Source organism: Amycolatopsis sp. NPDC004625, from assembly GCF_040609695.1.
Classification (GTDB): domain Bacteria; phylum Actinomycetota; class Actinomycetes; order Mycobacteriales; family Pseudonocardiaceae; genus Amycolatopsis.
In genome coordinates this window covers 14,482-31,915 of sequence record NZ_JBEXKX010000006.1, presented here as the reverse complement: position 1 = coordinate 31,915, position 17,434 = coordinate 14,482, and the positions used below count along the sequence as shown (strand labels likewise).

Sequence of the window (17,434 nt, the reverse complement as noted above, 5' to 3'; positions counted from 1 at the left end):
CCCCGAAAGGCTCGTCAGGGCCAGAGCCGCTCGCGGACCCAGCCGTCGCCCGACTTCCGGTAGCGCAGCCGGATGTGCCGCCGGTCGTGGCCGGCCTGCCAGAACTCGACCTCGTCCGGGTCGACGAAGTACCGCGTCCACGTTTCCGGGGCCGTGTCCGGGTTCTCCGCGACCCAGCGTTCCGCCTCCGCGGCCGCCGCGTCGAGGTCGGCCGGGTCGGGCAGCACCTGGGACTGGTGCCCGATGAACGCCTCGACGCGGGACGCCGGCGGCCGGGCGAGGAAGTCCGCCGCGGAGACCTCGGGCGCGGCCGGGGAGACCGGGCCGCGCAGCCGGACCTGGCGGCCACGGCCGGGCCAGAAGAACGTCAGTGCCGCGCGCGGGTCCTTGTGCAGCTGCTGCCCCTTCGGGCTTTCCGAGCTGGTCGCGACCGCCCAGCCGGCCGGCCCGACGTCCTTGAGGATCACCACGCGGGCGTCGGGCGCGCCGTCGGCGTCCACTGTGGACAGTGTGACGGCGTGCGGGGCCAGCACGTGCTCGCCCGCCTCGGTCAGCCACTCGAGGAACAGCGCCTGCGGTTCCGGCGGCGCCGTTCCCGGCGTGAAGACGGGAAGTTCTTCGGGGAACGACGGCCAGCCGCGCAACTGCACCATGTCAATGACCGTACGGGCCCTGCTGGGGCTGGTGCCCCGGCGGTGGGTACACCGGCGGCTGCGGGCCGCCCGGGCCGACGACCGGCGGCGGCGGTACCTGCGGCATCGGCTGCGAGGACTGGTGCTGCTGCCACTGCACCTGCTGGTAGACCTCGGCGGGCTGCGGGAAGCAGTACGTCAGCTTGGCGTTGACCGAACCCTGGATCGCCGCGCCCCAGAACTTGCCGCCGACGAACGCGTACATCTGCCCGGCGGAGAGGTCCACCGCGACCATCCGCGTCTCGCCGCCGAACTGGTTGCCCGACTTCGCCGAGGCGGCCTGCGCCGCGTCGGGGTACACGCGCTGGCCGACGAGCCCGGCGATGACCACCGACGACGCCGTCCAGCCCATGGTGCCGACCAGGTTCGCGCGGGCGTGCTGCGTGGCGCGGCCGGTGAAGTCGTACAGCGCCGCGGCCGTGACCTCGGGGCAGGCGGCCGCGATCACGCAGTAGTTCATCGTCGTGAGCAGCACCGATTCGGTGAACAGCCCGACGACGGCCGTGGTGGGGCCCATCGGCACGGTGTGCAGCCGGCCGCCGGCCCGCTGGATGCGCTCGGCCATCGCGCCGAGGTACTGCTCCGGGGTGAGCACGCGGTCATCGTCTCACGCCCCCGTCAGCCAGCGGTTTCCACACATGCTTCGTGGTTGACTGTCCGCGCTATGCGACGACTCGTACTTCTCGCGCCCGCCGTGGCCCTGCTGGCCGGCTGCAGCGCCACCATCGTGACCGGCACCGCGGCGCCCAGCCCGCCCTCGGCGTCCACCGCGTCGGGCGCCGGCGCGCTGCCCCCGGACCCGGAGCCGGGTGCGACCGAGGACTGCCCGTACCTCGGGAGCGAATTCGTGGCCGAGTCGAACGGCCAGCACGTGTCGAAGGTGCGCGTGTCCGCCGACCAGCCGCACCCGGCGTGCTTCTTCTATCGCCCGGACGGGAAGGTCCAGCTCACCGTCCGTGTCTACGTCGGGGACGCCAAAACGGCGACGGCGCTGGTCAACAAGGCGGCGCCGGTCGACTCGTCCAACCCGGCGAGCGACCCTTCCGGCTGGAAGGGGGGCTATTTGTCGACCGACGACGGGGCCGTCTACGCGGTCTCGAAGGGGTCCACGGCGGTCATCGCGACCACGAACCAGAAACAGAGCGTCAAGGCACGCACAGTGGTCAAAAAGACTATCTCCGCCCTGAAGCTCTAGGTAGTGACCTCCACACGGGTGAGTGATGTTGATCTTGTATTACCCTGTGCGTCACGCGCAGGCTTCGTGGACTCGCGCACCGCAGCCGCCGGGGACCCCCACCCCGGGGCGGGGCACCAACTCTGCAACGACAAAGGACAAGATTCGTGGCTGACACCCTCAAGGAAATCCTGCTCGACTCCGGCCGTCGCCCGGCTGTCGTCTCCGACTTCGAGACCCTCGTCGACGCCGAGGTCTCGGACAAGGGCGGCGTTTCGGGTGCCGTCGTGAAGACCGGCTTCGCCGCGGTCAAGAAGATCAAGCCGGGCATCATCCCCTCGGCCGTCGACACGCTGCTGCCGGACTTCGCGTCCGCGCTCGAGCCCTTCTACGGCGACTACCGCGCCCGTGGCGGCAACGACTTCGGCGCCTACCTGACCAGCCGCTCGGACGAGGCTTCCGACGCGCTGCTGTCGGTCACCGACTCGCGCGCGGAGAAGAGCAGCCGCGACAGCATCAAGAAGGTCTACTCGAAGCTGCGCCCGAACGGCAAGAAGAACGTGGAAGAGGCGCTGCCGCGGCTCGGCCAGCTGATCGACAAGCACGCCGCTGCCGTCTGATCGGTTCCCAGGCACGACTGAAGAGGCCCCCGGCTGCACCCCCGGGGGCCTCTTCGCGTCTGGTTCAGTTCTTCTTCTCGGCGGCGGGCGCCGGAGACGGAGCCTTGCCGTTCGCCTGCGGGGTCGGCTTCGCCGCTTCGGCGGGCTTCGGCGCGGGCGGGGTGGCCTTCGGCGGCGCGGGCGCAACCGGCGGCTCCTGCTTCGAACGGAGGGCGTAGGCGGCGCCGGCGCCGACCACGACCAGGCCGAGCAGCCACGGCCACTTGCGACGGCTGCGGGTGCCCTTCGCGGCCGACTTGGCCTCGGACACGGCCGCGTAGAAGTCCTTCTTCGCCGCCTTGAAGTCCTTCTTGCCGCGACGCTTCGAGTCGCCGGCCGCCTTCGCGGCCTTGATGGCGGCCTTCTTCGCCTTGCGACCCGGCTTGCGCAGCTCGGACAGGCGCGCGAGCGCCTCCTGGCGAGCGGCCTTCGAGCTCTTCTTGAGCTCCTTGCGGGTCAGTTCCGTCTTCTTCGCGAGCTTCTTCTGCGCGCGCCGCCCCTGCTTGACACCCTCGGTGACGAGTTTGTCGGCGGTCTCGACGGCCTGGGCTGTCGCCCGGGACATGGGCTTCACCTCATCATTCGTTTTGACACTGCTCTGTTACCCGTAACCTATCGTGCCCCTTTTTTGAGCTCCCCGCCGCAGATGGCACGATGGCGTGCGTGAAAGCTACGCTGCACACCAACCAGGGTGACATCCACCTCAACCTGCTCCCCGACCACGCGCCGAAGACGGTCGCGAACTTCGTCGGGCTGGCGGAAGGCACCAAGGAGTACACCCAGCCCAACGCGGCGGGCACGAACTCCGGGCCCTTCTACGACGGTTCGATCTTCCACCGGGTGATCGACGGCTTCATGCTGCAGGGCGGCGACCCGACCGGCACCGGCCGCGGCGGTCCCGGCTACAAGTTCGGCGACGAGTTCCACCCGGAGCTGCAGTTCAGCAAGCCGTACCTGCTGGCCATGGCGAACGCCGGGCCGGGCACGAACGGCTCGCAGTTCTTCATCACCGTGGCGCCGACCACCCACCTGAACTTCCGGCACACGATCTTCGGCGAGGTGGCCGACCAGGAGTCGCGCACCGTCGTCGACGCGATCGCCCGTACCGCGACCGGGCCGGCGGACCGCCCGCTGACCGACGTCGTGATCGAGAAGGTCAGCATCGAGCACTGAGGCTTATTCTGGTTAGGCCGCCACGCCCCGCGCGCGAACCGCAGGTCAGAGCGAAGTCGTGTGGCGGCCGACGGCTGAATAAGCCTCACTGACGGCTGCTTCGCAGGGGTTTCGGTAGGTTGGTGTCATCGTGAACCAACCGCCGAACCCCGCCGCCGAGCAAGCCGCGCTGCCCGGGTGCTGGTGGCACCCGAACCGCCCGACCGGACTGAGCTGTTCCCGGTGCGGGCGTCCGGCGTGCCCGGATTGCCTCCGCGAAGCCCCCGTCGGCTTCCAGTGCACCGACTGCGTCCACGCCGGCGGCCAAGAGCAGCGCCGTCAGCACCGCGGCTACCAGGAAGCCGGCCTCGGCCAGCGGACGGTCTTCGGCGCTCGGCTCTCGCAGTCGGTGCTCGTGACCCAGGTCATCCTCGCGGTGAACGTCCTGGTCTACCTGCTCACGGTCTTCCAGGCGCAGAGCCTCAACGACAACGACTTCTCGAACGCCTTCCAGCGCGGCAGCCTGTACGTCACCGCCACCCTGGGCCACGACGAGTGGTGGCGGGTCCTGACCAGCGGGTTCCTGCACTACGGGCCGATCCACATCGCGGTCAACATGTTCTCGCTGTGGATGATGGGCCGGGCGCTGGAGCAGGTCTGCGGCCGTGGCCGCTACCTCGCGCTCTACTTCGTCTCGATGCTCGGCGCGTCCGCCGCCGTGCTGATCTTCGACCAGACGGGCCCGCCGACGGTCGGCGCGTCCGGCGCGCTGTTCGGCCTGATGGGCGCCTACGCGGTGCTCGTGCTGAAGCTGCGGCTGAACCCGACCGGGCTGATCATCACCCTCGCGCTGAACGCGTTCATCACCTTCGGCATCTCGGGCATCTCGATCTGGGCGCACGTCGGCGGCCTGGTGACCGGGGCGCTGGTCACCGTCGCGCTGCTCTACGCCCCGCAGGTCAACCAGGCGCGGTGGCAGGCCGTCGGCCTCACGATCATCGCGCTGGCCATCGTCGGCCTGATGGCGTACACGGCGAGCCGGTTCGGCGCGGCGAGCTGCGGCTTCATCTCCTACCGCGGCGTCCCGACCTACTTCTGCGCCTAGCCGCGCGCCCGCAGCGTGCTGAGGACCTCCAGGACGTCCCGCGGGTCCTCGCCGAGGTCCAGCCACCCGAAGACGTACAGCTCGTCTTCGTGCTCGACCTCCAGCGTGACGCCGTCGCGGCCCATCCGGCGGGTGGTGCGCAGCCGGGTGCGGGTCTGCGCCCACGGCAGCCGGTGCGTGCCGCCCAGCGTCCGGGCGAGCAGGCCCTCGGGCCCGGCCGCCAGCCGCGGCCGGACGATGGTGACGTGGCCGGCGAACACGCCGACGGCCACCGCGGCGAGGGCGAACAGCACCAGGCCGCCGCGGTCACCGGTCAGGGCGTCGGCCACCACGCCGGCCAGCAGCAACGCGGTGACCGCCCAGGCCGATACCACAACCGCCTGGCGGGGCGCCCAAGAGGTGGGGTAGTTATCCACAGCAGTTATCCACACTGGGGATGAGTCACACCGCTGTAATTCGGCGTCAAGCGGCCGTTCGGAGTAATTGTCAACGCCAGCGCATGGTCATCAGCAGACCGGCGATCATCAGCGCGAACCCGCCGGCGAAGTTCCAGTTGCCCAGGTCGGCCATCCAGGAGATCTTGTCGCCGGCGATGTAGTTGACCAGCAGCCACACCAGGCCGATGAGCATCAGCCCGAACATGGGGATCTTCCAGGCGAGGCCGGTGGGGCCGGCGGCCCGCACCTTCACCGGCGTGCGCCGGTCGGCGGGCGGGGTGTACGCCGTCTTCTTGCGGACCTTGGACTTGGGCATCGTGTGTTCCTCGCGGTGCTCTTCGGGCTCGTCTGGTGGCGATGTCCCGCTGAGGGTGCGCAACCAGCGCCACGTGCACACGTTAACGTAAACGACCGCAGGAAAGCAGCGGCCAGGAGTGGTCGGATTTCCCGGACCGTGACAACGGCGTCACCCAGTGTTCGACGCGGCTTGAGAGGAGCTTGCGTGGCTACGCGCGAAGGACCGGACGACGACCGGCGCAGATACCCCGGACAGCCCCCACGCCGCCCCGCCACGCCTCCGCGCGGCCAGGTGCCGCCCCACCAGCCCCACCAGCCCCAACGCGGCCCGCAGGGGCAGCCGCCGCGGCGTCCGCCGGGCCCGGCGCCCCGCCGCTACGCGAGCCCGCCTCCGCCGCCCGGTGCGAACGAGGAGACCGTCATCTTCGCCCCGGTCGGGAAGGGCGGCACGGCGACGAAGGAGAAGCCGGCCCCGGCTCCGCTGGGCAAGGGCGGCGTCGCGATCCGGACGGCCGGCGAAATCCTCATCACGCTGGGCCTGGTCGTGCTGCTGTTCATGGTCTACGAGCTGTACGTGACCGACCTGTTCTCGGCGGGCAAGCAGTCCGAGGCGAGCGACCAGCTCGAGGGCGAGTGGGCGCACGACCGCACGCTGCACCCCGAGCTGGTCGACGGCAAGGCGTTCGCCCGCATCCACATCCCGACGTTCGGCGTCGACTACAACTTCACCATCCAGGAGGGCACGGACGACGCCTCCCTGGAGGTCGGCCCCGGCCACTACAAGGGCACGTCGCTGCCCGGCGAGCCCGGCAACTTCGCCGTCGCCGGCCACCGCGTCGGCAAGGGAGCCCCGTTCAACGACCTGGACAACCTCTCCTCCTGTGACCAGATCGTGATCGAAACCTCCACCGACTTCTTCATCTACAAGGTCCTGCCCTACGACGACGAGGTGAAGGACTGGGCGGGCGGCAAGGGCGCGGACCCGAAGTGCAAGGGCGTCTCGACCCTGCGCGACCCGAACGCCGAGGACGGCGGCGCCTACAGCGACACGTTCGGCCGCAAGGTCGTGCTGCCCAGCAACGGCGCCGCGGTCAACCCGGTCCCGTACAAGGGCGCGGACGTGCTGCCGAAGGCCCAGCAGGCGGCCCTGCTCACGCTCACCACCTGCCACCCGCAGTTCTCCGCCCGCGAGCGGCTCATCATCACGTCGGTGCTGACCCAGCAGGTGCCGAAGAACCAGGTCAAGGACTACGGCGACCTGCTGTCGAAGATCGGGGAAGCCTGATGTACGCCTGGATCTGGCGGAAGCTGCCGGGCCCGTTCGCGGCGAAGCTGACCATCGCGGTCGTGCTGGCGCTCGGCGTCGTGGCGCTGCTGATGTTCGTGGTGTTCCCGTGGCTGGAGCCGCGGCTGTGGTTCAACGAGGTCGCGGTCAACTGACCCGGAACCGGCCGGGGCCCTGGTCCGTTTCCCTTCTCGGGAGAGGGGGGACCGGAGTGAAGACACGCCAGAAGGATCGCCACAACCCGCCGCCGGAAGACCCGTGGAACGAGATCCGGCCGGGTCTCTGGATGGGTGGGCACGTCCGGGCCGGGGAGGTTCCGGTCGTGGTCGGGCGCGAGTTCGACCTCGTGCTGAGCCTGTACCAGCGCGACGGCCACGGCCCGGCACCCGGCGTCGAGCACCACTTCGCCGAGATGCCGGACGGCCCGCTGACCGAGGCCCAGATCGGCGAGGTCGAACGCTTGGCCGGGCTCGCGGTGGAGGCGGTCCGCGCGGGCCGCAGGACGCTGGTGCGCTGCCACGCGGGGCAGAACCGGTCCGGCCTGGTCGTCGCCCAGGCGCTGGTCGACCTGGGGATGGCGCTGCCGGCCGCGATCGCGCTGATCCGGCAGCGCCGCGGGCCGGGGGCGCTGAGCAACCAGCTGTTCGTGCAGTACCTGGAGAGCGGCCTGCCGGTCGCCCGGCTGCTCAGCGGCCTCGGTTCCTGAGCGCTAGCAGTCGCGCAGTTCCGGGCTCTGGTTGAGCAGCTGGCCCCGCGGGGACACGAACGCCCGGTACCGGTCACCGTCCACTTCGGACTGGCGGAACACCGCCACCCGGTGGCAGTTCTGGAACGCCAGCTTGACGCCGAAGTGCCGCTCGAGGCCGCCGCGGATGGCGTCCGAGGCCAGTGCTCGCAGCAACTGGCCTCGGGCCGCCTCGCTCGGCGGGGGTGTTTCGTTGTCGGCGAAGCCGGTGCCCTCGGCGTCGGCGATCACCCCGGTGATGACTTCCCAGGCGTAGGGCAGGGATTCCTTGACGCAGGCGACGAACTCGGCGTCGGTGACCTCGCCGCGCTCGGCCTTCTCCAGCAGGGCGGGTGACACGTCCAGGGACATCGAACCTCCAGTTTGAGCAGGGCCACCCTCCTGGCTACCGGCCGGGTGGCGCCGCCACAAGAGAAAACGATGATCATCACCACTTTGGCGGAAGGGGTCACTCCCAGCGGAACAACCGGGCCGCCAGCGCCGTGCCGAGCACCGCGAACGCGGCCAGCGCGACCAGCTGCAGCGGCTGCACCCCGGTGCCGACCCACGTGTCCTGCAGCGGCTGCGAGCCCGGCGGGACGTAGTCGCCGATCCGCTGCAGCACCGGCGGCAGCAGCGGGCGCGGCAGGTACACGCCGCCGAAGAACATGATCGGGACGAACGTGACCATCGCCAGGCCGTTCGCGCTCTTCGCCGTGCCCGCGACCGACGCCGTGATCAGGCCCAGCGAGAACGTCGAGACCAGGCCCAGCAGCAGCGTCACCACGAACATCAGCGCGTGCTTCGGCAGCGGGACGTCGTACACCGCGTTGGCCAGGCCCAGCAGCAGCGCGATGCCCGCCAGCGCCACCACCACGTGGATCACCAGCTGCGCCACCAGCAGGTTCGCCGGGTGCACCGGGGTCGTGGCCAGCCGGCGCAGGACGCCTTGTTCGCGGTAGGCCGCGACGGCGGCCGGGATCGACTGCAGGGCCAGCATCGCCAGGCTGATCACCACCAGCGACGGCACCCACGCGTCGATGAACCGGTAGCCGCCCGTCTTTTCGCTGGGCTCGGTCATGCCCGGGATCGCGCCGATCGCGAGCAGCAGGACCGACGGCAGCAGCACGCCGGCGATCGCCATGAACGGCGAGCGGAGGAAGATCTTCGTTTCGGTGGCGGTGATCTTGGTGAGGGTGCTCATCGGGCGCTCCTGGTCAGCGAGACGAACGCGTCGTCCAAAGTGGAGGCTCCGGCCGCGGCGCGGAGCTCGGTCGGGGTGCCGGTGGCGACCACGCGCCCGGCGTCGAAGATCGCGACGCGGTCGCAGAGCCGCTCGGCTTCGTCCATGAAGTGGGTGACGAGCAGGACCGTCACGCCGGCGGCGCGGACGCCTTCGACCAGCTGCCACGTTTCGCGGCGGGCGTGCGGGTCGAGGCCGGTGGTCAGCTCGTCGAGAATGGCCAGCTCCGGCTGTCCCACCAGGGCCAGCGCGATCGACACGCGCTGCTTCTGGCCGCCGGAGAGCTTGCCGAAGTAGCTGCGGGCGTGGTCGCGCAGGTCCAGCTGGTCGAGCAGGACGTCGATGTCGGCCGGCTGCGGGTAGAAGGACGCGAACAGCTCCAGCGCCTCGCGCACCCGCAGTTTCGCCGGCAGCTGGCTCTCCTGCAGCTGGACGCCGACGCGGCGGGTCAGCTCGGTGTGGTCGGCCGCCGGGTCGAGGCCGAGGACGGAGATCGTGCCGCCGTCGGCGCGGCGCAGGCCCTGGAGGCATTCGACGGTGGTGGTCTTCCCGGCGCCGTTCGTGCCGAGGATGCCGAAGATTTCGCCGCGCTCGACGGTGAACGAAACGCCGTCGACCGCGACCCGGTTGCCGTACTGCTTGCGGAGGTCGGTGACTTCGATGAGTGGCATGGGGACAAAGCTACGAACCGGCGGACGTCGGCGGTATGACGCTGAAACCCCAGCTCAGGTAGCGTTTTGCTGAAGCCGGGGTGGGGCTGGGCCCACCCCCGTTGTGGGGCTTCGGGCAGTGCGCGGCCAGCCGCGCGTCCGCGAAGATCCCGGGGGAAAGGAGGTGCCGGATGACGTACCTGCGTGCGGTCGGCCGGGCGTTCGCGCTGGCCGCGTTCTCGTTGCTCAGCCTGGTGGACGTCCTGGTCCAGCTGCTCACCTTCGCGCTGCTGTGCGTCGGGCTGGTGTTCTTCTTCGGCCCCGCGCTCCTGTGGGCCCGCGGCCGCTCGGCGACCATGCGCGCGCTGGCCGGGCGCTGGTGCGGCGTCGGGATCGAAGCGCCGTACCGGCCCGAGCCGCCGGCGCCGGTGCGCGAGCGCGACGGCTGGTACCGCGACGGCAACCAGCTCTACAAGCGGGCGTTCTGGATCAGCTGGCAGCACCGGCTCACCTGGGCGATGGAAGACCCGGCGACCGGCCGGGAGTTCCTGTGGCAGCTGCTGAACCCGCTGTGCACGATGCTGCTGCCGGTGGCCACCCTGCTCGGCGGGCCGGTGGTGCTGCGCGGCTACGGCCGGTGGACGCGCTGGTGGATCGGGCCGCGCCCGCCCGCCGACCCGACGCGCAAGAACTGGCTGCACCGGCACACCGAAGCGCTGGGGCACCAGGCCGGGCTGTTCGCGGTTTCGGTGGTGCAGCTGGTCTTCTCGAGCTTCCAGCTGGTCGTCATGGTGCTCTTCGTGCCGGTGGCCACCCCGGTCGTGCTGGCGAACCGGACGATCACGGACACCCTGCGCCGCGAGATCGGGAACTGGACCGGGGTGCGGATCGCGCGGCCGTACCTGCCGCCGCCCGGGCTGCCGGTGCCCCGCGCCGACGGGCTCTACCAGGCCGGCCGCCAGTTGTACGAAGAGCCGTTCTGGCCGGTCCAGCACGCCCGGACGCGGTGGATCTACCGCGACCGCGCCACCTGGCGCGACCTCGCCGGCAGCCTGCTCGTCCCGCTGGTTTCGTTCGTCATGATCCTGCCGACGGTGGCGTTGGCCGGCCGCGGGCTGACCGGCCTCGCCGCGCTCTGGATCTGGCGGCCGTTCGTGTCGCACCGCATCGACTGGTCCCCGTTCCCCGTGGTGACGACGCACCTGGGTGCGCTCGCCCAGACGCCGGTCATGCTGGCGATGGTCTTCGCCGGCTTGGCCGCGGCGCCGTGGCTCGCCCGCCAGCAGGCCCGCTTCGCCCGCGTGTGGTTCGGGCCGACCGAGTCGACGCGGCTGGCCCAGCGCGTCGAACGGCTGAAGCAGACCCGCTCCGACGTCACGGTGACGCAGGCGGCGGAGCTGCGCCGGATCGAGCGTGACCTGCACGACGGCATCCAGTCCCGGCTGGTCGCGATGGGCATGAAGCTCGGCGCGGTCGAGGCCCTGGTCGACACCGACCCGGCGGCCGCGAAACGGCTCGCGGCGGAGTTGCGGGCGGCGTCGTCCGAAGCGCTCACCGAGCTGCGGGTGCTGATCCGCGGCATCCACCCGCCGGTGCTGTCCGAACGCGGGCTGCTGGACGCGGTGCGCGCGCTGGCCATGGACAGCCCGCTGAAGGCCGAGGTCACGGGCTCGCTGCCGGGACGCGTCGAGGAGCCGGTCGAGGCGTGCGTGTACTTCGCGGTGTCGGAACTGCTGGGCAACGCGGCGAAGCACGGCGCGAAACGGGTGTCGATCGACGTGGCCTTCGCCCACGACCTCCTGACGGTCGTGGTGACCGACGAAGGCCCGGGCGGTGCGAATCCGGCGCGGGGTTCGGGACTGCGGGGAATCGAGCGCCGCCTGGGTGGCTTCGACGGTAGGTTGACGCTGACCAGCCCGCTCGGCGGCCCCACGAGGGCGACCCTGGAGATCCCGTGTCAGCTCGACCTCGAACCCTCGTCGCCGAAGACCAGTACCTCCTCCGAGACGGCCTGACGCACCTGCTGACCGCTCACGGCTTCGACGTCGTCGCGGCGGTCGGCAGCGGCCCGGAGCTGGTGGCCGCCCTGCGCGAGGAACGCCCGGATGTGTCCATTGTGGACGTCCGGATGCCGCCGACGAACACCGACGAGGGCCTCCAGGCCGCGCTCGACGCCCGCCGGGAGGTGCCCGGGCTGCCGATCCTCGTGCTGTCGCAGCACGTCGAGCAGCTGTACGCGCGCGAGCTGCTCGCCGACGGCACCGGCGCGATCGGCTACCTGCTCAAGGACCGGGTGTTCAACGCCGAGCAGTTCATCGACGCCGTCCGCCGGGTCGCCGCCGGCGGCACGGTGATGGACCCCGAGGTGATCGCGAAACTGGTGGCGGGCAACGCCTCCGACCCGCTCGCCGCGCTGACCCCGCGGGAGCGGGAGGTCCTGTCGCTGATGGCGGAGGGCTGTTCGAACGCCGCGATCGCCGCGAAGCTGCACTTCAGCGAGGGCGCGGTCGGCAAGCACACGGCGAACCTCTTCGCCAAGCTCGACATCACGGCCTCCGACGACACGAACCGCCGCGTGCTGGCCGTCCTCGCCTACCTCGGCCGCTCGTGAGTGGTAAGGCGGGTTAGAACCCGCCTTACCACTCACGAGCCCTGGCCGCGCGAAACTCGGGTCATCTCCTCGCGCTCGACCACCTTGATCCGCTCGCGGCCCGCCGCCGAGCCCAGGGACTTCTCGTGGGCGTCCAGGCGGCCCCAGCCGTCCCAGGTCGTGAACGGGATGCCGCGTGCGCCCAGGAAGTCCAGGATCGCGTCCGGTGACGCGTACTTGGGGGCCGCCAGCGTGTCGGCGTCCGCCAGGAGACTCGCGATCGTCTCCGCCGCGTCGCCCTTCGTGTGGCCGATGAGGCCGATCGGGCCGCGCTTGATCCAGCCCGTCACGTACACGCCCGGGAGCTGGTTCTCGTCCAGGTCCAGCACGCGCCCGGCCTGGTTGGGCACCACCCCGGCCACGTGGTCGAACGGCAGTTCCGGCAGGTGCGACGACAGGTAGCCGACCGCCCGGTACACCGCCTGGACGTCCCAGTCGTGGAACTCGCCGGTGCCGCGGACGGAACCGTCGCCGGTCAGCTCGGTGCGCTCGGTGCGCAGGCCGCTCACCCGGCCGTCGGAACCCAGCACCGAAACGGGGGAGTGGAAGAAGTGCAGGTGCAGCCGCCGCGGGCGGGTGCCCGGCTCGCGGATCGCCCACTCCTGCAGCGTCTTCACCACCATGTCGATTTGCTTCGACGCCCGCAGCGCGGCGATGCTGCCTTCGTCGAACTCGATGTCCTCCGGGTGGACGATGACCTCGACGTTCGGCGAGTGGTCCAGCTCCCGCAGCTCCAGCGGCGTGAACTTCGCCTGGGCCGGGCCGCGGCGGCCGAACACGTGCACGTCGGTCACCGGGCTCGTGCGCAGGCCCTGGTAGACGTTGTCCGGGATGTCCGTGGTCAGCAGCTCGTCGGCCGTCTTCGCGAGGATCCGGGCCACGTCCAGGGCGACGTTCCCGACACCGAGCACCGCCACCGAAGACGCGGTCAGCGGCCAGGTGCGCGGGACGTCCGGGTGGCCGTCGTACCAGGAGACGAAGTCCGCGGCGCCGTGGCTGCCGTCGAGGTCGATGCCCGGGATGTCGAGCGCGCGGTCGGCGGACGCGCCCGTGGAGAAGATCACCGCGTCGTAGAACTCGCGCAGCTCGTCGAGCTTGACGTCGGTGCCGTAGTCGATGTTGCCCAGCAGGCGGACGTTCGGCTTCGAGAGCACCTTCTCCAGCGCCGTCACGATCCCCTTGATGCGCGGGTGGTCGGGCGCGACGCCGTACCGGATCAGGCCGAAGGGCGCGGGCATCCGCTCGAAGAGGTCGATCGTCACGTCGGCGTCGGACTTGTCCAGGATGTCGGCGGCGTAGATGCCGGCGGGACCAGCGCCCACGACGGCTACGCGAAGAGATCGAGTCACACCTCCACGGTAAGTTAGGGTCACCTAACCAGAAATGTGATTTGGCGTACGGTCCACCAGGTGGGAGCCGGTAAGCTCGGCGCCATGCGCGTTCTCGTCGTCGACAACTACGACAGCTTCGTCTACAACCTGGTCCAGTACCTGGCCCAGCTCGGCGCCGACTGCACGGTCTGGCGCAACGACGTCGTGGACCTCGACCGCGTGCCCGAGTTCGACGCCGTGCTCGTCTCGCCCGGCCCGGGAACGCCCGAACGCGCTGGTCAGAGCATGGACGTCATCCGCAAGTGCGCCGAGACGCGCACCCCGATGCTCGGCGTCTGCCTCGGCCACCAGGCCCTCGGCGTGGTCTACGGCGCGACCGTCGACCGCGCGCCCGAGCTGCTCCACGGCAAGACGAGCCAGGTCCGCCACGAAGGCGCCGGCATCCTCAAGGACCTGCCGGAGGAGTTCACCGCCACCCGGTACCACTCCCTGACCGTGCTCCCCGAAACCATCGCCGAAGACGTCTTCGAGGTCACCGGCCGCACCGAGTCCGGCATCGTGATGGGCATGCGCCACCGCGAGCTGCCGCTGGAAGGCGTCCAGTTCCACCCCGAGTCGGTGCTCACCGAGGGCGGCCACCGGATGCTGGCGAACTGGCTGGCCGCGGCCGGCCACCCGGTCGACCCGGCGCGGGTCGACGAGCTCGAGCGGGCGACCAAGGCCCTCCAGAAGGCCGCTGTTGCGTGATCCGGCTGGCGGGGGTCGGCAAGCGGTACGGGCGCGGTGACTTCGTCCTCCGCGACGTCGACCTGACCGTCGAGCCCGGGCACGTCGTCGGCGTCCTCGGCAGCAACGGCTCCGGCAAGTCGACGCTGCTGCGGATCATGGCCGGCGTCTCGCACGCGACCACCGGCACCCTGAGCGGCAACCCGCGGATCGGCTACCTGCCGGACCGGTTCCCGGCCGGCCAGCGCATGGGTGCGCGGGCGTACCTGCGGCACATGGCCCGCATCCACGGCCTCGCCGACCTCTCGGTGATCGACCCGCTGCTGGAACGGCTCGCGCTCGTCGGCGGCCCGACGGCCCCGCTGCGCACGCTGTCCAAGGGCAACGCGCAGAAGGTGGGGCTCGCGCAGGCCGTGATGGTCCGCCCCGACCTGCTGATCCTCGACGAGCCGTGGAGCGGTCTGGACGTCGGCACGCACGCGATCCTCGGCGAGCTCGTCGCCGAGACGCGGGCGCGCGGGGCGAGCGTCGTGTTCACCGACCACCGGCCGCAGGTGGTGCACGACCACGCCGACGTCGTCCACCTGATGAACGAAGGCCGCCTGACGGCCGAGAGCGCCGAGCCGACCACGCGGATCGTGCTGCGCGGCGGCGGCGCCGGCTGGGCGGACGAGCCCGGCGTCCGGCACGCGGTGGTGGAAGGCACGCAGGTGGTGCTCACGGTCGAGATCGCGTCGGTGGACGCCGTGCTGCGGCGCGCGCTGAAGGACGGCTGGTCGGTGCGGGAGGTGGCGCCGTGCTCGCCCTGACGCGGTACTACCTGGCGCTGCTCGGTCATTCGCAGCGGTACCTGCCGGCGTTGCTGGCGTACCTCGCGCTGTGCGTGATCCTCTACGCCGACCCGCATTCACCGCCGTTGCCCCTGTTCGGCGTCAGCGCGGGCGGGTTGCTGGTCGTGTCGTGCTGGCTGACGATCGCGCTGCTCGACATCGAAGACCCGGTCCAGCGGCTGGTGACGTTGAGCCACGCGCGCCAGTGGCGCCGGATGATCACCGGCGCGGTGCTGACGGTGCTGGCCTGTTCGCTGGTCCTGACGGCGATCACCGAGGTGTGGTCGGCGATCAAGTCGTTCAAGGTGCAGCCGGCGGCGCTCGGGATCGGGTTGCTCGCGCACCTCGCGTGCGCGGTGCTGGGCATCGCGATCGCGCTGCCGTGCTCGCGGCTGCTGGTGCAGCGCATCGGCTGGACGGTCCTGGCCGCGGTGATCACCCTCGTCGTCGTGCTGCTGGCCAAGATTCCGCTGGTCCACCCGCTGCTGCACGCTCTGACCGACGACGAACCGGTCGGCGGCCCGCTGGTCCTGGCCCTGGTCACGTCGGTGGTGATGCTGGCCGCCAGCTTCTTCGCCGTCTCGGCGCTGGTGCGTCGGCGCTCCTGACTGCAAATTGCCATCTTCAAGTTCCCCACCGGGGTTTCGGCAGGGATGCGAACGCGACTAAGGTTCGGGTCCTCTCCGGTTCTGGGCGAAGGGAGCTCGGGTGACGGCTGGGATCGTCGCGATCACCGTGCCAAACTCCGAAGGCGAGCTTCCGGAGCTCGCCGCCTGGTTGCGCGGCGAAGACGAGCTGCGCGGCCGCGTGCAGGTCTTCGACGCCGTCGTGGTCGGGGTGTCGAGCAACTCCGCCGCGGTCTTCTGCCGTTCGCTGTTCGCGTGGCTGACGCGCGGGGCGGGCAGCGTCTCGCTGAAGGTGAAGCGCTCGGGCGCCGCCGAGGAGCTGGAGCTCGACTGCGGTGCCGCGAGCGACGCCGATCAGGTGCTCGGTGCGGTGCGGGGGTTCCTCGACAAAGCGTGACCCAGCAGCGCATCCCACGCCGGGCCGGAGACGGTCAGATGTCCGGCCGCGCGGGCTTTGGTGTCACGGATGCCGACAGCCGGACCGGCGAACGCGACCTCGACACACTCGCCACCGTTGCTGCTGCTGTAGCTGCTCTTGAACCAGGCGACCTCGACGCAGTCGCCGCCGTTTCCGCCGCTGTGACTGCTCTTGAACCAGATCGGGGACTCGGGGGCTGTCATCACACACCCCTTCAGGTGGCGTTCTACTTGTAGGACTCTGCCACCTTAGCGAGGAACCTGCGAGTCGATTCCGGGTCCAGTGCAGCGTCCCGCAGGCGCCCGTAGACCACGTTGTACTTGGTGAATTCGTCCGGCTCCTTGAGGTAGGTCGCGCCGAAGAGATCCTCCAGGTAGACCGTGGAGAAGTTCTGCTCCTGCAGCCGGAACAACGAGAAAGCTGCCGGTGTGGTGATCCGGCCCGGCATCTCGAACGGCAGCACGCGGACCGTGATGTTGGGCCGTTTCGATGCTGTGATCAGGTGCTGCAACTGCGCCCGCATGATGGCGTGGCTGCCCTGAACCCGGCGCAATGCCGCTTCGCTGAGCACCGCATCGAGGCGCAGCGATGGGCGCCCGTTGCGCCGCAACGCGACCTGCCGTTCGAGGCGGGTGGTCACCTGCTTGTCGATGATCCGCTGATCGGCCTCGGGTTCCCATGCCTGGATGTTCGACCGTGCGTAGTCCTCGGTCTGGAGCAGGCCCGGCACCATGTCGATCTGGTAGGTGCGGATCTCGGTTGCGTCCCACTCCAGCGCCAGGAACCGGCGGAACCAGTCCGGCACCGCGTCGCGCTCGGCCGCCTTCCGCCTCCGCCGCCGTTTCGGCTGGGCCTCGGCCAACGCCACCAGGTAGTCCCGCTGCTCCGGCGTCGCGCGGTAGAACTCCGCGAGCTTCCGGATGTCCTCCGGGTCCGCGGTCTGGTTGCCGTTCTCCAGCTTCGAAAGCTTCGGCGTGTGCGCGTTGATCGCCGCGCAGGCCTCCAGCGCGGTGAACCCGGCCTCTTCACGCAGCCGGCGCAGCTCGATGCCCAGCTGCGTCTTCAGCAGCTCGGGATCCGACGGGATGTGCATGCGCAGACACTACCAGTTGCTTAAGGAGAAAGTTTCTCGGTAAGCTCGTTCCATGAGCACTGACCGCACACCGTACCAGCGCGTCATCGAAGAGCTGGCGCTCGCCGGAAAGCCCAGGTTGTTCACGGTCTTCGGGACAGCGAACCACCTCGACGGCACACCCCTGATCGGCTGGGGCATCGAGCTGCAGGACGGCGGCGGCGCCCTCTTCCGGTACAGCGGGCAGCGCTCGATTCACTCGTCCGATACCGCGGAACGGCTGCTGCGCGTCCAGCGCCGGCTCGGGGACGTCGAACTGCGCTGGCTGGACCACTGAAAAGGCCCGCACGGCGAACCGTGCGG

The 17,434-nt window shown here is 70.5% G+C and carries 25 protein-coding genes; 14 read left to right on the top strand and 11 right to left on the bottom strand.

All coding sequences use genetic code 11. The features are described 5' to 3' along the window. Window positions 1-14: 14 nt before the first annotated feature. Entirely contained in the window at window positions 15-653 is a 639-nt protein-coding gene (locus tag ABZW17_RS08510; protein ID WP_354811086.1) for a pyridoxal 5'-phosphate synthase, read from the bottom strand. Between the two features lies 1 nt (window position 654). Further along, a complete protein-coding gene (locus ABZW17_RS08505) occupies window positions 655-1,287 on the bottom strand; it encodes a hypothetical protein (protein WP_354811084.1) in 633 nt (210 codons plus the stop codon). A gap of 69 nt (window positions 1,288-1,356) precedes the next feature. On the opposite strand from ABZW17_RS08505, the gene ABZW17_RS08500 reads away from it, so the two are divergent. Continuing rightward, on the top strand, window positions 1,357-1,887 hold the full coding sequence (locus tag ABZW17_RS08500; protein WP_354811082.1) for a DUF2020 domain-containing protein: 531 nt from the start codon (window positions 1,357-1,359) through the stop codon (window positions 1,885-1,887). Between the two features lie 146 nt (window positions 1,888-2,033). Beyond that, window positions 2,034-2,486: a hypothetical protein gene (locus tag ABZW17_RS08495; protein ID WP_354811080.1), complete on the top strand. Its 453-nt coding sequence runs from the start codon at window positions 2,034-2,036 to the stop codon at window positions 2,484-2,486. Between the two features lie 64 nt (window positions 2,487-2,550). On the opposite strand, the gene ABZW17_RS08490 is transcribed toward ABZW17_RS08495, so the two are convergent. Beyond that, complete coding sequence (locus ABZW17_RS08490) at window positions 2,551-3,090, bottom strand: hypothetical protein (protein ID WP_354811078.1); 540 nt, start codon at window positions 3,088-3,090, stop codon at window positions 2,551-2,553. 89 nt (window positions 3,091-3,179) lie between these two features. Between ABZW17_RS08490 and ABZW17_RS08485 the strand changes: the two genes are divergently transcribed. Both ABZW17_RS08485 and ABZW17_RS08480 read left to right on the top strand, forming a co-directional pair. Beyond that, window positions 3,180-3,698: a peptidylprolyl isomerase gene (locus ABZW17_RS08485; RefSeq protein WP_354811076.1), complete on the top strand. Its 519-nt coding sequence runs from the start codon at window positions 3,180-3,182 to the stop codon at window positions 3,696-3,698. Window positions 3,699-3,828: 130 nt separating this feature from the next. Next, complete coding sequence (locus tag ABZW17_RS08480) at window positions 3,829-4,782, top strand: rhomboid family intramembrane serine protease (RefSeq protein ID WP_354811074.1); 954 nt, start codon at window positions 3,829-3,831, stop codon at window positions 4,780-4,782. On the opposite strand, the gene ABZW17_RS08475 is transcribed toward ABZW17_RS08480, so the two are convergent. Then, window positions 4,779-5,156, bottom strand: coding sequence for a PH domain-containing protein (locus ABZW17_RS08475; protein WP_354811072.1), 378 nt, complete (start codon window positions 5,154-5,156; stop codon window positions 4,779-4,781). The genes ABZW17_RS08480 and ABZW17_RS08475 overlap by 4 nt on opposite strands. Before the next feature lie 112 nt (window positions 5,157-5,268). After that, window positions 5,269-5,535 (bottom strand): cell division protein CrgA, encoded by a 267-nt coding sequence (crgA, locus tag ABZW17_RS08470; RefSeq protein ID WP_013221990.1) that lies wholly within the window; start codon window positions 5,533-5,535, stop codon window positions 5,269-5,271. 273 nt (window positions 5,536-5,808) lie between these two features. On the opposite strand from crgA, the gene ABZW17_RS08465 reads away from it, so the two are divergent. From ABZW17_RS08465 to ABZW17_RS08455, 3 genes are read left to right on the top strand one after another with little or no spacing between them, the layout of a single operon-like run. Beyond that, complete coding sequence (locus tag ABZW17_RS08465; RefSeq protein WP_354811486.1) at window positions 5,809-6,801, top strand: class E sortase; 993 nt, start codon at window positions 5,809-5,811, stop codon at window positions 6,799-6,801. Beyond that, entirely contained in the window at window positions 6,801-6,956 is a 156-nt protein-coding gene (locus ABZW17_RS08460; protein ID WP_003079060.1) for a hypothetical protein, read from the top strand. Before ABZW17_RS08465 ends, ABZW17_RS08460 begins: the two co-directional genes overlap by 1 nt. 56 nt (window positions 6,957-7,012) lie before the next feature. After that, entirely contained in the window at window positions 7,013-7,507 is a 495-nt protein-coding gene (locus tag ABZW17_RS08455; protein WP_354811070.1) for a protein phosphatase, read from the top strand. A 3-nt stretch (window positions 7,508-7,510) separates the two neighbouring features. Here the strand turns inward: ABZW17_RS08455 and ABZW17_RS08450 are convergent, their stop codons facing one another. The 3 genes from ABZW17_RS08450 to ABZW17_RS08440 all read right to left on the bottom strand — a co-directional run bounded on the left by ABZW17_RS08450 (window position 7,511) and on the right by ABZW17_RS08440 (window position 9,439). Beyond that, the gene (locus tag ABZW17_RS08450; protein ID WP_354811068.1) at window positions 7,511-7,897 is read right to left on the bottom strand and encodes an SCO5389 family protein; all 387 of its coding nucleotides are present in this window, start codon (window positions 7,895-7,897) and stop codon (window positions 7,511-7,513) included. A 97-nt stretch (window positions 7,898-7,994) separates the two neighbouring features. Then, a complete protein-coding gene (locus ABZW17_RS08445; protein ID WP_354811066.1) occupies window positions 7,995-8,729 on the bottom strand; it encodes an ABC transporter permease in 735 nt (244 codons plus the stop codon). Next, window positions 8,726-9,439, bottom strand: a complete 714-nt coding sequence (locus ABZW17_RS08440; protein WP_354811064.1) for an ABC transporter ATP-binding protein — start codon at window positions 9,437-9,439, stop codon at window positions 8,726-8,728. The genes ABZW17_RS08445 and ABZW17_RS08440 overlap by 4 nt, the downstream gene beginning before the upstream one ends. Window positions 9,440-9,609: 170 nt before the next feature. Between ABZW17_RS08440 and ABZW17_RS08435 the strand changes: the two genes are divergently transcribed. Further along, a complete protein-coding gene (locus ABZW17_RS08435; RefSeq protein ID WP_354811062.1) occupies window positions 9,610-11,433 on the top strand; it encodes a histidine kinase in 1,824 nt (607 codons plus the stop codon). Beyond that, window positions 11,373-12,029, top strand: a complete 657-nt coding sequence (locus ABZW17_RS08430; RefSeq protein WP_354811060.1) for a response regulator transcription factor — start codon at window positions 11,373-11,375, stop codon at window positions 12,027-12,029. Before ABZW17_RS08435 ends, ABZW17_RS08430 begins: the two co-directional genes overlap by 61 nt. A 32-nt stretch (window positions 12,030-12,061) precedes the next feature. Here the strand turns inward: ABZW17_RS08430 and ABZW17_RS08425 are convergent, their stop codons facing one another. After that, entirely contained in the window at window positions 12,062-13,390 is a 1,329-nt protein-coding gene (locus tag ABZW17_RS08425) for an FAD-dependent oxidoreductase (RefSeq protein WP_354811058.1), read from the bottom strand. Between the two features lie 111 nt (window positions 13,391-13,501). Between ABZW17_RS08425 and ABZW17_RS08420 the strand changes: the two genes are divergently transcribed. The 4 genes from ABZW17_RS08420 to ABZW17_RS08405 all read left to right on the top strand — a co-directional run bounded on the left by ABZW17_RS08420 (window position 13,502) and on the right by ABZW17_RS08405 (window position 15,978). Then, the gene (locus ABZW17_RS08420) at window positions 13,502-14,146 is read left to right on the top strand and encodes an aminodeoxychorismate/anthranilate synthase component II (protein ID WP_354811056.1); all 645 of its coding nucleotides are present in this window, start codon (window positions 13,502-13,504) and stop codon (window positions 14,144-14,146) included. Beyond that, window positions 14,143-14,934 (top strand): ABC transporter ATP-binding protein, encoded by a 792-nt coding sequence (locus tag ABZW17_RS08415; protein WP_354811054.1) that lies wholly within the window; start codon window positions 14,143-14,145, stop codon window positions 14,932-14,934. Before ABZW17_RS08420 ends, ABZW17_RS08415 begins: the two co-directional genes overlap by 4 nt. Next, complete coding sequence (locus ABZW17_RS08410; RefSeq protein ID WP_354811052.1) at window positions 14,922-15,563, top strand: hypothetical protein; 642 nt, start codon at window positions 14,922-14,924, stop codon at window positions 15,561-15,563. The genes ABZW17_RS08415 and ABZW17_RS08410 overlap by 13 nt, the downstream gene beginning before the upstream one ends. Window positions 15,564-15,663: 100 nt before the next feature. Further along, a complete protein-coding gene (locus tag ABZW17_RS08405) occupies window positions 15,664-15,978 on the top strand; it encodes a hypothetical protein (RefSeq protein ID WP_354811050.1) in 315 nt (104 codons plus the stop codon). On the opposite strand, the gene ABZW17_RS08400 is transcribed toward ABZW17_RS08405, so the two are convergent. After that, entirely contained in the window at window positions 15,936-16,202 is a 267-nt protein-coding gene (locus tag ABZW17_RS08400; RefSeq protein ID WP_354811048.1) for a DUF397 domain-containing protein, read from the bottom strand. The genes ABZW17_RS08405 and ABZW17_RS08400 overlap by 43 nt on opposite strands. Before the next feature lie 23 nt (window positions 16,203-16,225). After that, entirely contained in the window at window positions 16,226-17,092 is an 867-nt protein-coding gene (locus tag ABZW17_RS08395) for a helix-turn-helix transcriptional regulator (protein WP_354811046.1), read from the bottom strand. A 52-nt stretch (window positions 17,093-17,144) separates the two neighbouring features. Between ABZW17_RS08395 and ABZW17_RS08390 the strand changes: the two genes are divergently transcribed. Next, window positions 17,145-17,408 carry a hypothetical protein gene (locus ABZW17_RS08390; protein ID WP_354811044.1) on the top strand — a complete coding sequence of 88 codons (264 nt, stop codon included), beginning with the start codon at window positions 17,145-17,147 and terminating at the stop codon, window positions 17,406-17,408. Window positions 17,409-17,434: the final 26 nt, after the last annotated feature.